This is a genomic window from Streptomyces sp. NRRL B-24572, from assembly GCF_002156145.1.
GTDB lineage: Bacteria > Actinomycetota > Actinomycetes > Streptomycetales > Streptomycetaceae > Streptomyces > Streptomyces vietnamensis.
Genome location: NZ_MWIG01000616.1, coordinates 1 through 2,844 on the forward strand (window position 1 = coordinate 1; position 2,844 = coordinate 2,844).

Genomic DNA, 2,844 nt, shown 5'->3' on the forward strand with positions numbered 1-2,844 from the left:
CGCCCTGCCCCGTACCGCCGACCTGCTCGTCACCCTCCTCGCCGTGCAGAAGGCGGGCGCCGCCTACCTGCCCGTCGACACCGGCTTCCCCGCCGACCGGGTGCGCCGCATGCTCGCCGACGCCGACCCCGCCGTCCTCGTCACCACCCGCGAACTGCTGCCCCGCCTGCCCATGGCCGCCGTGCCCACCCTGCTCGCCGACGAGGCCGACACCTCCGCCCACCCGGAGACCGACCTCGACGTCCGCGTACCGGGCGGCACCGGCGCCTACGTCATCCACACCTCCGGCTCCACCGGCCTGCCCAAGGGCGTCGTCGTCCCGCGGTCCGCGCTCGACAACTTCCTGCGCGCCATGGCCGACCGCTGCGCCATGACCCCCGACGACCGGCTCCTCGCCGTCACCACCGTCGGCTTCGACATCGCCGGCCTGGAGCTCTACCTGCCGCTCGCCACCGGCGGCACCGTCGTCCTCGCCGAGCACGACACCGTCCGCGACCCGGAGGCTCTGCGCGCCGCCGTCACCCGCCACGGCATCACCGTCATGCAGGCCACCCCCACCCTGTGGCGGGCCGCCACCGGACGGGACGCCGGCTTCCTCGCCGGGATCCGCGTCCTCGTCGGCGGCGAGGCCCTGCCGCCCGCGCTCGCCGCGACGCTCACCGCCTCGGCCGCCTCCGTCCTCAACGTCTACGGCCCGACCGAGACCACCATCTGGTCCACCGCCGCCCCCGTCGACGACCCGGCCGCCGTCCACATCGGCACCCCCCTCGACAACACCCGCGTGTACGTCCTCGGCGACGGGCTCCGCCCCGTCCCGGCCGGAGTCCCCGGCGAGCTGTACCTCGCCGGCGCCGGCCTGGCCCGCGGCTACCTGGGCCGCCCCGGCCTCACCGCCGAACGCTTCCTCCCGGACCCGTACGGCCCGCCCGGCACCCTCATGTACCGCACCGGCGACGTGGTGCGCCGCACCGCCCACGGCGCCCTGGAGTACGTCGGCCGCGGCGACCAGCAGGTCAAGCTGCGCGGCTTCCGCATCGAGACCGGCGAGATCGAGGCCGTCCTCGGCGCCCACCCGGACGTCACCACGGCCGCCGTCACCGTCCGGCCCGACGCCTCCGGCGAACCCCGCCTCGTCGCGTACGTCGTCGGCGCCGCCCCCGTCTCCGTCCTGCGCGAGCACCTGTCCGCCGCCGTCCCCGAGTACATGGTGCCGAGCGCCTTCGTCACCCTCGACGAACTCCCGCTCACCGCCAACGGCAAGCTCGACCGCAAGGCGCTCCCCGAGCCCGCCGAGACCACCGACACGACCGGCCGGCCGCCCCGCAACCCGCACGAGGAGATCCTCTGCGGACTCTTCGCCGAGATCCTCAACAGGCCCCGGATCTCCATCGACGACGACTTCTTCGCCAGTGGCGGCCACTCCCTCGCCGCCATGCGGCTCGTCAGCCGCATCCGCTCGGTCCTCGACGTCGACCTGCCCATCGGCACGCTCTTCGAGGCCCCCACCGTCGCCGCCCTCGCGGCCCGGATCGGCGGCGCGACCGCCACCCGCGCCCCGCTCGTCGCCGGCCGCCGCCCGGAGCGGCTGCCCGCCTCCTTCGCACAGCAGCGGCTGTGGTTCCTCAACCAGTTCGAGGGCGAGGGGAGCGCCACGTACAACGTGCCCGTCGCGCTCCGCCTCACCGGCACCCTCGACCGGGACGCGCTGCAGACGGCCCTCGCCGACCTCGTGGCACGCCACGAGACCCTGCGCACCGTCTTCACCGAGGACGCCGAAGGCCCGTACCAGCGCATCCTCCAGCCGGTCGCGCCGCCGCTCTCCGTCGAGGACGCCACCGAGGCCGAACTGCCCGCGCGGCTCTCCGCCGCCGCCCGCACCGGCTTCGACCTCGCCCGCGACCTGCCGCTGCGCGCCCACCTGTTCGCCCTCGCCCCCGACGAGCACGCCCTGCTGCTCGTCATGCACCACATCGCGGGCGACGGCGGCTGGTCGGTGCCCCTGCTCGTCAAGGACCTCACCACCGCCTACGCCGCCCGGCGCGGCGGCACCGCCCCCGCCTGGCAGCCCCTCGCGGTCCAGTACGCCGACTACACCCTGTGGCAGCAGGAGGTCCTCGGCTCCGCCGACGACCCGGCGAGCGAACTGCGCCGCCAGCTCGACCACTGGCGCACCGCCCTCGCCGACCTCCCCGAGGAACTGACCCTGCCCGTCGACCGGCCGCGCCCGCAGAGCGCCAGCGGCCACGGCGCGGAACTCCGCCTCCTCGTGCCCGCCGAACTCCACGCCGGCCTCGAAGGGCTCGCGCAGCAGCACCGCGCCAGCCTCTTCATGGTGGCGCAGGCCGCCCTCGCCGTGACCCTCTCCCGGCTCGGCGCGGGCGACGACATCCCCCTCGGCACGCCCAGCGCCGGCCGCACCAACGAGGCCCTCGAAGGCCTGATCGGCTTCTTCGTCAACACCCTCGTGCTGCGCACCGACCTGTCCGGCACCCCCGCCTTCACGGAGGTCCTCGCCCGCGTCCGGGAGACCGCGCTCGCCGCCTACGCCCACCAGGACGTGCCCTTCGAACGGCTCGTCGAGGAACTCAACCCGGACCGCTCCCTGGCCCGCCACCCGCTCTTCCAGACCATGGTGACCTGGAACAACGCCGGTCAGGACACCTCAGGACCGGGAAACGGCCCGCGCACCGCGGACCTGCCCGACCTGCGCCTGCGGATCGACGAGGTCGACACCGGCGTCGCCACCTTCGACCTGCTCGTCGCCTTCGCCGACCTGCGCACCGACCGGGGCGCACCGAACGGCCTCGCCGTACGGCTGGAGTACAGCACCGACCTGTTCGACCG

At 75.1% G+C, this 2,844-nt stretch carries 1 protein-coding gene; it reads left to right on the top strand.

Going from position 1 to position 2,844, the window contains the following annotated elements:
* On the top strand, window positions 1-2,844 hold a 2,844-nt coding region (locus tag CCN56_RS31640), incomplete at both ends, for a non-ribosomal peptide synthetase (protein ID WP_143664682.1).